Here is a 13485-nt window from a genome sequence, read left to right as displayed (position 1 = left end):
ACTATTCGAAATAATTTAAAAAATACCTTGATATTTTATTTTTATAATGGTATAATTATTTGCATGTTATAACGAAAGCGAGGTGTAATAGAATGCAAAGATGTGAAATTACTGGAAAAGGAATAACTTTTGGAAACCAAATCTCTCACTCTCATAGAGTAACTGGAAGAATTTGGAGACCTAACCTTCAAACAACTAAAATTGTTATCAATGGTGTTGTTGTTAAAGTTAAAGTTTGTACAAAAACTTTAAAATCTTTAAAGGCTGCAAACGAAGTTGAAGTTATGCAAATCCTTAAAGCTAATGCTGATAATTTAAGTCCTAGACTTCAAAAAGTATTAAGCAAATAATGCTTATAAAAAAAGACAGCTTTAAATAAAAAGCCTGTCTTTTTTTTATTTTTGTAACTAAATAGTTAAATAATAGGAGATTTCTGTATCATTGGATATAGCAGTCTCCTTTTCTATTTAGCTGACAACTCTTTTTTTACAAAAAAAGAAAAAGAGACCAAAGATAAATCTTTAGTCTCATTAATTTTACTTTTCTACTCTTGTATATGGAACAAGTGCAATGTTTCTAGCTCTTTTAATAGCTTTAGCTATCTTTCTTTGTAACTTAGCGTTAGCTCCTGTTACTCTAGAAGGATTGATTCTTCCTTTATCTGAAATGAATCTCTTTAATAGATCTACATTTTTGTAATCGATTTCTTCAGCTTTAACTCTTAACTTAGCTCTTCTTCTTCTGAATTCTGCCATTCTAATAACCTCCTTATTTGAGAATAAACGTTTTTTTTAATGCGATTAGTCGTTCTTAACTACCATGTATCTCATAACTTCTTCAGTTATGTTAAGCTTTGACTCAACCTCAGTTAACTTAGTACCGTCCATCTCTAAAGTAGTTAGTACGTAGAATCCTGTTTTCTTCTTATCGATTGGATAAGCAAGCTTTCTCTCTCCCCATTTCTCAGATTTAAGAATAGTTGCTCCAGCATTTGTTAAAATAGTGTTAACTTTAGCTATTACAGTTTCTTTTCCTTCCTCTAATATAGTTGGATTGATTATGAACATTAATTCATACTTTTTCATTTTATTACCTCCTCCCTATGGTTTTAGCCCAAAATACATTGTGATTTCGAGCAGGGTTTTATTTATTTTAGCATACAATAAATACTTTTACAAGCTTTTTTTGCTGATATTACTCTTATCTACTTGCTCTAATCCAAGGTGGAAGATCTAATTCATCTCTAACTTCCGCTGTCTCCTCTACTTTTGGAATCTCTTGTTTCTTTTCTACATTTATAAAAGATTCAGTTTTTTCTTGTTCATCACCAAAACTATTAGCAATAATTGTAACTTGAATTCTATCGCCGTAAGATTCATCGGCAGTAATACCAAACATAATATCTTCAGCTGTTTTTCCAGCTGCTTCTTTAACTATATTAGCTATAGCTTGTGCTTCCATAAGACCTAAATTTGAAGATCCTGCAATGTTTATTAAAACTTTGCTTGCACCCATAATAGACTTTTCTAAAAGTGGAGATGATAAAGCTTTTTCTGAAGCTTTAGTTACTCTATTCTCTCCTTCTCCCTCTCCAAATCCTAAAACAGCTACTCCTGAATTCTGCATAGTTGCTTTGATATCTGCAAAGTCTAAGTTGATTAATCCTCTACCTATCATTAAATCAGCAATACCTTTTATTCCTATTTTCAAGATATTATTTGCTTCTTTAAAAGCATTTTGAAGAGTTATTGTTTTTTCTGGCAATTCAAATAATTTGTCATTTGGTATTATAACTAATGAATCTACATGCTTCTCTAAGTTAGATAAACCTATCTCAGCATTAGTTTTTCTTTTTCTTCCTTCGAAAGAAAACGGTCTTGTAACTATACCTATTGTTAAAACTCCCATCTCTTTTGCTATTTTAGCGATAACTGGAGCAGAACCTGTTCCTGTTCCACCACCCATACCAGCTGTTATAAATAACATATCTGTTTCTTCTAATAAGTTTCTTAATTTATCAACATCTTCTTCTGCTGCTTGCTTTCCGACTTCTGGATCTGCTCCAGCTCCTAAACCTCTTGTCAGTTTTTCTCCTAGTTGAATTCTTATATCTGCTAAAGAGTTATTTAAATCTTGAGCGTCTGTATTTGCTGCGATATATTCTACACCTGTTACTCCAGCTGCAATCATATCATTTATAGCATTTCCCCCCGCTCCACCTGCTCCAATTACTTTTATTTTTACTTCACATTCATTATTAAACATTTTTCATACAGCTCCTTATTATATAAAGTTAGATATCCATTTTCTTGCTTTTTCTAAAAACCCACCCGTAACTGGTTCTTGCTCAAAATTATTTTCTTCAAAATCTTCTTGATTAAAACTATCGTCAACAATAGTTGGGAACTCTACAACCTCTTCCTCATTTTTTTTCTGAACTATCTCTTCTTGTTCTGAAAATTCATCTTTTGACATGTTTTTCTTTTTAAATTCTGCCTCTAATTTTGTTAACAAAATTCCTATTACTGTTGACATAGAAGGATTCACATTTTCTAAACCTCTCATTGGAAAAGGATTTACTTTCCTAACTGCGCACTCCATTCTACTTCCAACTTTACTAAAAATTTCATCTATTGAAACTGCTCCGCCAGTAAATGCTAAACCTTTTCCTAGATATCCATTAAAACCTGATTCTTCAATTGTCTTCGAAATAAAATCGATTAAATCTCCTGTTCGAGCATCTATTATCTCTTTTATTTCACTTAATGGATACTCTCCGTTTTCTGTTTTTATGACATCACTATATGGTTTTTTTTCTCTTAATTTCTCTAAAATTTCTTTTGCTTCTTTTTTAGGTATTTTCAAAAGATAACTTAAATCATTTACAAAATGCATTCCACCTATTGATAATGATTTTGTATAAATTATTTTATCATTTTTATAAATAGCTATATCTGTAACACCTTCACCTATATCAATTAAAGCAACCCCCATTTGTCTATCTTCAGGTTCTAAAGTCGATTTTGCTGAAGCTGAAGCATTTAAAAATATATCTTCTACTTCTAAACCAGCACTAATAATAACTTCTAGTAATGGATTTAATACTTCTTTTTTTATTGTTACTAAATGAACATCTCCTTGAATACTTTTACCGATTTGACCAATTGGACTTTTTAAAATTCCAGAACTATTAACTCTAACATTATAGGCTTCTTGCTCTATTACAACCTCATCATTATTTAGAATTCTCGCTCTTACTAAATCTATTAAATTGTCCATGTCTTGAGAAGTTATCTCTTTTTCATCAAATTCAATACATCCATGATCTGTCTTCGATATTATTCTATCACTACTAATACCCAAAGATACTTTTTCAAACTCTCTTCCATTCCTTTGTTTTAATTCTTTTATCCCCTTTGCTATACTGATACTTAAAAGTTCTGGGTCTTCAACAATAGATCTTTTTATGCCTTCACTTTGTATTTCTAGGTAATCTAAAACTCTTAACTTTAATCCCTCTGTACTAAGTTCTCCCAAGATAAATTTTATTTTTCCATTCCCAACATCTAAAGCTAATTTTGTAATATTATCTCGCACTTTTCCCCTCCTTCTCTTTTACTACTATATCTTCAAATCTTATATCTATATAATCTAATTCTTTTGTTTTTAAAAGCTCTTTATATAGATTTGTTGTTATTTCATATTTACTTTTTGAAACATGTGATTCTGTTTTTATTTTAGTTCCATCTCTCAAAATTATATATATCAAATCTTCACTTTGAAAATACAATTGTGAAATTTCATCCTTTAAATCTAACTCTTTTAATTTCACCAATATCTCTAACAGTTTATTTTTTTCTTTATCAACTCCTACAACAAGAATTGGCATACTTTTTTTAGGATATTCTTCTAGCTTTCCAAAAATTATGCCTTCTCCATTCATAGTATATATTCTTGATTTGTACTGAGCATAATAATTACTTTCTTTTTCTGTTACATCAATTATAACTTCATTTAAATTTTGTTTAGATACTGTTACTTTTTTTATACGAATATCTTTTAATAATTTCTTTTCCAATCCTTTTAAATCTAAATCATTAATATTTTTTCCAAGAATTTCAATTTTAATTTTTTCTAAATCTGATTTAAGAGTTGGTGAAACTTCACTAATCTGAACTTTTGAAATATTAAAAAAATCTCGATTTTTAAAGTCTTTCTCAACCTGAATTATAATAAAACTCAGTGCCAATATTATAGCAATTTTAAATGTTTTTTTCAAGAATCTCTCCCTGTTATTTCATATATTTTATTATTTAGAAGTTTCAACAAGAATCTTAGTTAAATTGTCGAATGAATAACCCTTTAGTGTTGCTAATTTAGGAGCTAAACTTGTTTCTGTCATTCCAGGGCAAGTATTAACTTCTAAGAAGTAAGCTTTTCCATCTTTTAATATAAAATCACTTCTTGTGATTCCTTTTAATCCTAATTTTTCATGAATTTTTTTTGCTGCTTCTAAAGCTTCTTCATATGACACTGCATCTATTTGTGCTGGACATTCATACTCTGTTTTTCCAACTGTATACTTTGATTCATAGTCATATAATCCTGATTTTGGCTTTATTCTAACTACTCCTAATTTTTCACCATTTAAAATTCCTGCTGTTAACTCTTCTCCTTTTATAAACTCTTCTATTAAAGGCTCTTTATCTTTTAAAGTTTCATATGCACTTATTGCTTCTTCTCTTGTATTACAAATATACAAACCTACACTTGAACCTTCTTTTGCAGGCTTTATTACCACTGGATAGCTTTCTATCTCATTAACATTAGAAAAAGATTTAGCTATTCTTATTCCTAAGTCTTTAGCTATTACTTTTGTTAATATTTTATTCATTGCAACTGCACTTCCTGTTACTCCAGATCCTGTGTATTTTTTTCCTAACATATCTAAAATAGATTGAACTCTTCCATCTTCTCCATATTCACCATGTAAAGCTAAATATGCTAAATCATAATCATTTTCTACAAATGCTGAAACTAAGTTTTTCTCTGTTAGATCTATTTTATATGCATCATAACCTTGTGATATTAAACTATTTAGTATTGCTGCTCCACTTTTCAAAGAAATCTCTCTTTCAGATGTAATTCCACCCATGATAACTGCTATTTTCACTTTTTCTCCTCCTAGTTTCTTACGATTATAATCTCTTCTTCTAATTCTATTCCTGTTTTTTCTTTTACTTCACTCTTTACCTTTTCAATTATATTTAATATATCTGAGAATTTAGCATTACATTTATTTACTACAAAGTTAGGATGAACAGTTGAAATTTGGGCTCCTCCAACCATTTCACCTTGAAGTCCTGATTCTATTATAAGTCTAGCAGAAAAATATCCTTCTGGATTTTTAAATGTGCTTCCTAAATTAGGTATATTTAAAGGGTGATTCTCACTTCTTTTTAATTTGTATCTCTCTACAACTTCACCTAAATAACCTTTATCAAATTTAAATGTTGCACTTACTACAACCCATTTTTTTTCTTTTATTTCTGTTACTCTATAAGAAAATTTTAAATTTTCTTTATCTATTTTTCTAAGTTCTTTTTTTTCATCAATAATTTCAACAGATATAATCTTATCAAATATTTCAGTTCCATGAGCCCCACCGTTCATGAAAACAAGCCCACCAACAGTTCCTGGTATTCCAGCTAGGTTTTCTAAACCAGAGTAATCTTTCGTACCCATATAATCTACAAGTTCTGAAAAATCTAATCCCGCACCAACTTCTACAACTCCCTCTCCTTTATCATCTATATAATCTATATGTTTAAGAGAGATAAATGTTGTATCTAAATATCCATCATTTATTAGTGTATTTGTTCCATTTCCTAATATGAATATCTTTTCTTTTTCTTTTAATACACTTAACAACTCTTTTCTGTTTTCTATTTCTATAAATTCTTTAGCAACTCCACCTATTTTCATATTTGAATGCTCTTTCATTATATGATTTTTATATAACTTCATTTCTTGCTCTCCCTATATTATCTGCTATTGTATGAGCTAGATTTGAAATATTTCCTGCTCCCATAAATAAGAATGTTGCTAATCCTTTTTCTGTTTGAACCATTCTTTCTATCTCTTCATTTTCTTTAATAATTGTACAATGTTTATGTCCTATTTTATCTTTTAGTTTTTCTAAAGTTACACCGAACTCATTTTTTTCTCCCGCACTATAAACAGGCATAAGTATAACTTCATCTACTCCTTCAAAACTATCTTTAAAATCATTTAGTAAAAAATTAACACGGCTATATCTATGTGGTTGAAAAATAGCTATCGTTTTATTTTTTTCGATCGTTTTTGCACCTTGAATAGTAGCTTTTATTTCTGTTGGGTGATGAGCATAGTCATCAATTATTCTTATTTTGTCACTGTGAAGTATATCATATCTTCTTTTAGCACCTTTAAACTTTAACAATTTATCTGCTATTACCTCTTTAGGTATACCATAAATTTTAGCTAGATATATTACTGGCAGTGCATTCTGAATATTATGATTTCCTGGTATTGATAATTCAAATTCTCCAAATATTTCACCATCTATTGTTACTTTAAATTTTGTTTTAAAGTCTTCAATTCTTATATCTGTTGCTATTATATCTGATTTTTCACTTTTTATACTATATGTTTTTATATTTTTTCTGTTTTTTATCATTTCAAGAGTTTCAGGACAATCATCACAAACTAAAATCATTTTTTTTGTTTGATCCATAAATTGTTTAAAAGATTTTTTTATATTTTCTAAAGAACCATGATTTTCCAAATGATCTGCTTCAATATTTGTAATTATTGAAATTTCTGGTGTTAGATGTAAAAACGAATTATCACTTTCATCTGCTTCTGCAACGAAAATATCTGATTTTCCACATCTAGCATTAGAACCTATCTCTGGAAGAATTCCTCCAACAACTATAGTTGGATCTATATCTAAAAGTACCGACCCTAACATTGAACTCGTTGTTGTTTTGCCATGAGTTCCTGCTACTGCTATGCCTTTCTCTTTATTCATAAGAATCGATAATAACTCTCCTCTTTTGATAATCTTTATTCCTAACTCTTTTGCTTTACTCATTTCTGGATTATCTAATTTTATAGCACTTGATGCTACAACTAAATCTACATCAAAAATATTTTGAGCTAAATGTTCTGAGTATATTTTTATTCCTAGATTTTCTAATTCTTCTGTAATATAATTTCTAGATAAATCAGCACCATAAACATCATAGCCTTTTAGCTTCATTATCTTTGCTAATCCACTCATTCCTATACCATTTATTCCAATAAAATATATTTTTTCCATTTAACCCCTCCATATGTCTAAGCATTCAACAATTTTTTCAGCTGCATTACTTTTTTTTAGATTTTTTGCTTTTTTACTCATTTTACTTAACTCTTCATCATTCTTTATAAGCTCCAAAGCTTTTTCAATAGCCTCATCAGCTTTGCTATCACTATATAAAAGAGCAGCTTCATTATCTGATATAATTTTAGCGTTTTGATACTGCCCTACTTTAATTGAATTGTAAGGTATTAATATTGATGGTTTTTCTAGCTGAATTATTTCTGAAACTGTAAGTGCTCCAGCTCTACAAACAACTAAATCTGCCGCTGCCATAATATTTATCATATTATTAAAATAAGGTTTTATTATATCACTCATTTTTATTTGCTGATCTACTAATTTTTCATTTATTTCATTGAAATTTTTATCTCCAGTAGCCCAATAAATTCTAATAGTTTTGTCTTTATATATATCTTTTAATTTTTTAATAACTGCTTCATTTAAAGATTTAGCCCCCAAGCTTCCTCCTGTTATAAGCAGTACTTTTTCATCTTTTCCTATTTTTAATCTTTCTCTTTCAACTTCTTTATTCATCGCATATATATCATCTCTTAGAGGATTTCCCGTTACTAAAAATTTATGTTGATCTTTTATCGATATCTCTTCATAAGTTGTATCAAAAGCTAAGAAACATTTTTTTGCTATTTTATAAAAAAGTCTATTCGCCATACCTAAATCAACATTTTGTTCTTGTAAATATATTTTTTTTCCCAAAATTAAGCCTGCAAAAAGAACTGGAATTGATATATAATTACCAAACCCTATTATTATCTCTGCTTTTTCTTTTTTTACAATTTTAAAAGCTTGTATAAAAGAGTTTATATTTGATAATATTTTTCTGAAATTTTGAAAAGGATTTATATCTATTCCAGAAAATCTAAATCCTTCAGCTGGAACTATATCTTTTTCCATTCTGCTTAAGCTTCCTACAAAAAGAACATCCATTCCTCTATCTATAAGTTTTTTTCCTACTGCTAAAGCTGGATAGATGTGCCCACCTGTTCCACCTGTTGTTATAATTATTTTTTTTGTCATATTTATTCTCCTAACTAAAATAACTTTTTACTAACTCTTTAAAAATCCTTCCTCTTTCTTCAAAATTTTTAAATTGATCAAAGCTAGAAGTTGCTGGTGAAAAAAGTACCGTTTCTTTCTCATTTTTTTTCAATTTAAATTTTAATTCTTTTAAAACACTATCTAAATATTTAAGATTAAATATTCTATCTTTTGGATAATTAATTTTCATTAATCCTTCTTCAATTTTATCAGAAATTTCCCCAATTAAATAGACTTCTTTTACATTTTTTTTGATAAGTTCTTCTAAAGGAGCTAAATTTAAATTCTTATCAAATCCTCCACAGATTAAAATTGGATTTTTAAAAGCTTCTACTGCAAATTTTGTAGAATCTATATTTGTTCCTTTTGAATCATTTACAAATTCAACTTTTCCATAGTTAAAACAATTTTCCATTCTATGTTCCAAATTTTTTGTAGAATATAAAAATTCTCTTATTATCTCTGTAGATATATTTAAAATTTTACCCACAGTTATTATAAACAACATATTTTCTAAATTATGTCTTCCTTTCAAAGAAGCTAAGCTTGTTTCTAAAATAAATTCATCTTCAGAAATAATTTGTTCTTCTTTTAAGTAAGTTTTTTCTTCAAAATTACTCAAGGCTGTTCCTATAAAAATTTTTGTTCCTGAAATTTCATCTAACCTCTTTAAAACCTCACTACAAGAAGTATTTACTATAAAATAATCATTTTCCTTTTGATTATTTCCTATTTTAAACTTTGTGTCATAATAATGATCTAAATCTCTGTATCTTGAAAGATGATCTGGACTTAAATTTACTACTAAAGCTATATCAGCTTTAAACTGTTTTATATTCTCTAATTGATAAGAACTTGCTTCTAATACATAAAAATCCAAGTCTGGATTTTCTAATATAGTTTCACTAAATGAAAACCCAATATTTCCACAAACTTTACTTTTGAATCCTGCTACTTCTAAAAGTTCAGATATTTTAGAAGTAACTGTAGTTTTTCCATTTGTTCCTGTTGTGGCTATTATCTTACCTTTAATGCCATTGGATATTTTGTATCTATATCCAAGCTCAATATCATCTAAAACTTCTATATCTAGCTCTATAGCTCTTTCTACTAGATGTGTGTAAGGTGTCCCTGGACTTTTTATAAAAAGTCCAATTTTATCATTATTTAATATCTCAATTCCTTTTTCTGAAGATATTCCAATTTTATCATCAACTAAAAAAACTTTATATCCCATTTTTTCCAAAGTTTTTCGTGATCCTCTTCCACTTATTCCAGCTCCAAAAACTATCGCTTTTTTCAATCTAATCCCTCCTTATTTTTAAACGACAAAAACCACAGTGAAAATCACTGTGGTCTTATTATAGTATTCCTTTTAATCTTACTATTCCTAAAGCTAACATACCTAAAAGTAGCGCTACAATCCAGAACCTCATTGTTACTTTTGTTTCAGGTAGTCCTGCTAATTCAAAGTGATGATGAATAGGTGCCATTCTAAATATTCTTTTTCCTCTCAGTTTAAAAGAACCAACTTGAAGAATAACTGACACTGCTTCTAAAACAAATACTCCTCCTATTACTGGTAATAGTAATTCTTGCTTTAAAAGGATTGCTACAACTCCTAGTATTCCTCCTAAAGTCAACGAGCCTGTATCTCCCATGAATATTTGAGCAGGATAGAAGTTATACCAAAGAAATCCTAATCCAGCTCCTATTAGAGATGAAAGAAACACTGAAAGCTCTCCTATTCCAGCTATATAATGTAGATGTAGGTGATTACTCAGCTCTATGTGCCCTGTAAAATATGCTATTATTCCTAATATAGTCGCTGCTATTATTACTGGCATTATTGCAAGGCCATCTAGCCCATCCGTTATATTTACTGCATTTGAAGTTCCCATTAAAACTAATGCTATAAATAATAACATTAATCCACCACCTAAGTATAAATTACTATTTGATAGTATTGGATTAACTACAGATAAATCTAAAATCTTATTTCCTGTTAAGCCTAAATATTTTATAAAATACCAAGTTACTAATGCTATAAAACATTGTCCCATTAGTTTTTTCTTTCCTGACAATCCTTTTTTATTTACTGTAAATTTTTTATAATCATCTATAAATCCTATACTACTAAACAATATAGTTATAATAAACATCAGTATTAAAAATTTATTTGATAAATCTCCTATTAAAACTGATGTTAATAATGTTCCTAATATTATAAGAATTCCACCCATTGTAGGAGTTCCTTTTTTTGAAAAGTGACTTACTGGTCCCTCTTCTCTTATTGACTCTCCAAACTTTTTTACCTTTAAAAACTGTATAAATGGTTTCCCCACCAATAAAACAATTAAAAACGCTAGTATAAACCCTAAAAAGCTTCTTAAATATATAGATTTAATCCCCTCTAATAATGGAAAATACTCTGCCAATAAATATAGCATCCCTCTACTCCTTTAGTTATATGATTATTTCTTCTAATCTCATTCCTCTAGATCCTTTTAACAAAACTGTTATATTAGATAACTTAGATATTTCTTTTTTAATTTCACTTTTTTCAACAAAGTAAACTATTCTAGAATTTTTTAATATATCCAAAGCTTTTTTCATTCTCTCGCCATAAATAAATATTTTATAAAAATCATATTTTAAAGCGTCTTCTAATATATCTTTATGATACTCTATCTCTTTTTCCCCTAGTTCAAGAGCATCTGCTAACACCACTATTTTTTTCTTCTCTAATGGCAGCGTTGAAAAAGCTTTAAGTGCCATTTTCATTGAAACTGGACTTGCATTATAAGCATCATTTATATATAAAACATTATTTTTTTCTATTTTTTCAAATCTCATTGAAGTTATTTTTATTTTTTCTAAAGATTCCTTTATTTCAGAATAAGATATATTAAAAATTTCTCCTAAAACAATTCCAAAAGAAGCATTTATAGTATTATACAACCCGTTTAGAGATATAAAATAAGACTTTTCATTCAAATTAAAATAAACTCCTTCAAAAACTTCTTTTACATCTTTAATTATATACTTGTTTTCTTTATGAAATCCTATTTTTAAACCTTCTATATTCTTAAAATAAGGATCATCTCCGAAAAGTAATACTTTATCAATTTCAACATACTTTAAAAGTTCTGTCTTAGCTTTAAATACATTTTCTCTATTTTGTAAATATTCTAAATGAGAATCTCCTATATTTGTTATAACAGCATAGTCTGGTTTAGCTATCTGAGATAATAAATCTATTTCTCCTAAGTTACTCATTCCCATTTCTAAAACTGCTATCTCATCACCATCTTTTAATTGTAAAATTGTAAAAGGAAGACCTATATGATTATTGTAATTTCCTAAAGTTTTTTTTGTTTTATATTTTTTAGATAAAACACCATGAATAAAATCTTTTGTTGTTGTTTTTCCTTCACTTCCTGTTATTGCAATCACTTTTAAATTTAATTTTTTTCTATATCTTTTTGCTAACTCTTGTAAAAAGCCTATACTTTTTTTTACTTTTATAACCCTGTTATCACTTAGCTCAGATACTTCTCTGTCACAAATAACTATTTCTGCACCTTTATCAAGTGCTTCTTGTATATAATGATTCCCATTATTTATAGCTATAAATAGCGATTTTTTGCCAACTTTTTTGCTATCCATTTCTATATTCTCTATAGAAATTTCTTTTGAGATAATTATTTTTAGATCTTCTAAATAATCTTTTAGAACTTTATTAAATGTTTTCAATATTATATCCCCTTTTTAATTTCAGTTCTATATTTTACCATTTTTTCAGTACTTTTTTCAAATCCTTTTTAACTTATCCCTAATATTTTTAAGCCTTTGTGTATACAGCTAATCTCTATTGGTAAATTAGGTCCTTTTTCACCGTCTATATCTGTTGAATAATTTTCAATTCCAACTATTTTTATAGATTTAGTTTTAAAATATTTTACCGAATGAATTTTCTTTTCCAAATGAGTTTTTGTTGCTAATGCTGCACTAATTTCTGGTACATCTATCAAAAAATCTGGTTTTAAAGCTAATACATCAAAGTAACCATCATCTAATTTTGCATTATAGGCTAATTCAAAATTTCCAGCACTTTTTCCATTAAAGATTAAAATTGATAGAACATCTGTTAATGCTGTATATTCATCACTCTCTATAATAACTTTCATTTTTTTTATTTTGGTCATCTCTTTTATTCCATTTAATACATAAGCTAATTTCCCTAATGTTTTTATCATTGTTCTGTCTGTAGTTTGAGATATTTTTGAAAAAATACCAATACTTACTATGTTTATGAAATAATCATCATTAATTTTTCCTAAATCAATAGCTTTCACTTCTGTTGATAGTATTTTTCTACATGCTTTTTCTATATCTTTCGGCATTCCAATTACATTTGCAAAATCATTTGCTGTTCCAGTGGGTAATATAGCTATTGGTAAATCTTTTCCATTTTTTTTTAATAGATTGACAAAACTATTTACAGTTCCATCTCCTCCTGATATTAAAAAATGATTATATTTTTCTATATCTTTCAGAATATCTTCTTTGTTAGAGTTGCTAGATACCCTAAATATATCAACAATATAACCATGTTCTTGATATATTGAAAATATTTTGTCTAGTTCTTTTAATATTTTTCCACCACCCGAAATAGGATTATATATTAATTTCACTCTTTTTTGTTCTAGCATATAACCTCCTGAATAAATTTGGGTATAAAAAAAAGATTGGCAACTTCCTATCCTCCCAGGGGGCTGCCCCCCAAGTACTTTCAGCGTTTATGGGCTTAACTTCCAGGTTCGAAATGTTACTGGGTGTACCTCCATAGCTATCGTTGCCAATCAATATTTTTTTGTCATTCATGTGTTTCTTGAACACTTGAAACTATATAGTAGTATATTAAGGTTAAAACTTCGATATATTAGTATTGGTCAGCTAAAAACTTCGCAGTTCTTACACCCCCAACCTATCAACCTCCTAGTCTCGAAGGTATCTTAAAG

General features: G+C 28.3%; 14 protein-coding genes and 2 rRNA genes. 1 reads left to right on the top strand and 15 read right to left on the bottom strand.

All coding sequences use genetic code 11. The features are described from left to right. The first annotated feature begins 92 nt into the window (after positions 1 to 92). Positions 93 to 350 (top strand): 50S ribosomal protein L28, encoded by a 258-nt coding sequence (gene rpmB / locus ACRCZX_RS03040; RefSeq protein ID WP_438581467.1) that lies wholly within the window; start codon positions 93 to 95, stop codon positions 348 to 350. A gap of 186 nt (positions 351 to 536) precedes the next feature. On the opposite strand, the gene rpsR is transcribed toward rpmB, so the two are convergent. The 15 genes from rpsR to ACRCZX_RS02965 all read right to left on the bottom strand — a co-directional run. Next, the gene (gene rpsR / locus ACRCZX_RS03035; RefSeq protein ID WP_297404642.1) at positions 537 to 755 is read right to left on the bottom strand and encodes a 30S ribosomal protein S18; all 219 of its coding nucleotides are present in this window, start codon (positions 753 to 755) and stop codon (positions 537 to 539) included. A 45-nt stretch (positions 756 to 800) separates the two neighbouring features. Beyond that, positions 801 to 1085, bottom strand: a complete 285-nt coding sequence (gene rpsF, locus ACRCZX_RS03030) for a 30S ribosomal protein S6 (RefSeq protein WP_438581466.1) — start codon at positions 1083 to 1085, stop codon at positions 801 to 803. A gap of 115 nt (positions 1086 to 1200) precedes the next feature. Continuing rightward, positions 1201 to 2265, bottom strand: coding sequence for a cell division protein FtsZ (gene ftsZ / locus ACRCZX_RS03025; RefSeq protein WP_438581465.1), 1065 nt, complete (start codon positions 2263 to 2265; stop codon positions 1201 to 1203). A gap of 18 nt (positions 2266 to 2283) precedes the next feature. After that, on the bottom strand, positions 2284 to 3597 hold the full coding sequence (gene ftsA / locus ACRCZX_RS03020; protein ID WP_438581464.1) for a cell division protein FtsA: 1314 nt from the start codon (positions 3595 to 3597) through the stop codon (positions 2284 to 2286). After that, positions 3587 to 4279 (bottom strand): cell division protein FtsQ/DivIB, encoded by a 693-nt coding sequence (locus ACRCZX_RS03015; protein WP_438581463.1) that lies wholly within the window; start codon positions 4277 to 4279, stop codon positions 3587 to 3589. Before ACRCZX_RS03015 ends, ftsA begins: the two co-directional genes overlap by 11 nt. Before the next feature lie 30 nt (positions 4280 to 4309). After that, positions 4310 to 5173: a D-alanine--D-alanine ligase gene (locus ACRCZX_RS03010; protein WP_438581462.1), complete on the bottom strand. Its 864-nt coding sequence runs from the start codon at positions 5171 to 5173 to the stop codon at positions 4310 to 4312. Between the two features lie 11 nt (positions 5174 to 5184). Then, positions 5185 to 6027 carry a UDP-N-acetylmuramate dehydrogenase gene (gene murB / locus ACRCZX_RS03005; protein WP_438581461.1) on the bottom strand — a complete coding sequence of 281 codons (843 nt, stop codon included), beginning with the start codon at positions 6025 to 6027 and terminating at the stop codon, positions 5185 to 5187. Next, positions 6014 to 7363: a UDP-N-acetylmuramate--L-alanine ligase gene (gene murC / locus ACRCZX_RS03000; protein ID WP_438581460.1), complete on the bottom strand. Its 1350-nt coding sequence runs from the start codon at positions 7361 to 7363 to the stop codon at positions 6014 to 6016. Before murC ends, murB begins: the two co-directional genes overlap by 14 nt. After that, positions 7364 to 8440, bottom strand: coding sequence for an undecaprenyldiphospho-muramoylpentapeptide beta-N-acetylglucosaminyltransferase (gene murG, locus ACRCZX_RS02995; RefSeq protein WP_438581459.1), 1077 nt, complete (start codon positions 8438 to 8440; stop codon positions 7364 to 7366). 10 nt (positions 8441 to 8450) lie between these two features. After that, a complete protein-coding gene (gene murD / locus ACRCZX_RS02990; RefSeq protein ID WP_438581458.1) occupies positions 8451 to 9764 on the bottom strand; it encodes a UDP-N-acetylmuramoyl-L-alanine--D-glutamate ligase in 1314 nt (437 codons plus the stop codon). A 58-nt stretch (positions 9765 to 9822) separates the two neighbouring features. Next, positions 9823 to 10911 (bottom strand): phospho-N-acetylmuramoyl-pentapeptide-transferase, encoded by a 1089-nt coding sequence (gene mraY / locus ACRCZX_RS02985; protein WP_438581457.1) that lies wholly within the window; start codon positions 10909 to 10911, stop codon positions 9823 to 9825. Between the two features lie 16 nt (positions 10912 to 10927). Next, complete coding sequence (locus tag ACRCZX_RS02980; RefSeq protein ID WP_438581456.1) at positions 10928 to 12217, bottom strand: UDP-N-acetylmuramoyl-tripeptide--D-alanyl-D-alanine ligase; 1290 nt, start codon at positions 12215 to 12217, stop codon at positions 10928 to 10930. A gap of 68 nt (positions 12218 to 12285) precedes the next feature. Further along, positions 12286 to 13176, bottom strand: coding sequence for a YegS/Rv2252/BmrU family lipid kinase (locus ACRCZX_RS02975; RefSeq protein WP_438581455.1), 891 nt, complete (start codon positions 13174 to 13176; stop codon positions 12286 to 12288). Between the two features lie 34 nt (positions 13177 to 13210). Beyond that, positions 13211 to 13327, bottom strand: a 5S ribosomal RNA gene (gene rrf, locus ACRCZX_RS02970). 59 nt (positions 13328 to 13386) lie between these two features. After that, positions 13387 to 13485, bottom strand: a 23S ribosomal RNA gene (locus ACRCZX_RS02965); the annotation flags it as partial.

It is taken from the genome of Cetobacterium sp. (assembly GCF_051658645.1).
Lineage (GTDB): Bacteria > Fusobacteriota > Fusobacteriia > Fusobacteriales > Fusobacteriaceae > Cetobacterium_A.
The sequence above is the reverse complement of the archived record's forward strand: the minus strand, read 5'-3'. Positions and strand labels throughout refer to the sequence as shown.